The following is a 277-nucleotide window of genomic DNA, read 5'->3' as shown; positions in this document are numbered from 1 at the left end:
TCGGGGGATCACGGTCATAGCGTCACCAGGTACTGCGGGTCCGCTTTCAGACGCGGAACGAGGGACGACTCCAGGTCGCCGAGGGTGAAGAAGAGGACTTTGAGCCCGTTCAGGTCGTACCTGTGGAGCACGCCGTCGCGCTCTAGGCGCCTGGTCAGCTTCGGCTTGTTCCACGAGTAGAACGGCGAAGTCCGGACCCCGCAGGTCTGCTCGACCGGCACGCAGCCGTCCTCCTCGGAGCATCGCACCCCCTCGAAGGTCTCCTCGGCGACGTAGT

The 277-nt window shown here is 65.0% G+C and carries 1 pseudogene; it reads right to left on the bottom strand.

Features of this window, described 5'->3' with window-relative positions:
- Positions 1–14 precede the first annotated feature (14 nt).
- Positions 15–277 (bottom strand): annotated as a pseudogene (locus EXE44_RS21600) (hypothetical protein); the annotation flags it as partial.

It is taken from the genome of Halorubrum sp. SS7 (genome assembly GCF_005435055.1).
In the GTDB taxonomy this organism is placed as follows: Archaea; Halobacteriota; Halobacteria; order Halobacteriales; family Haloferacaceae; genus Halorubrum; species Halorubrum salinarum.
Note: the sequence above shows the minus strand (reverse complement) of the source record. Positions and strands in the feature narration are given on the sequence as shown.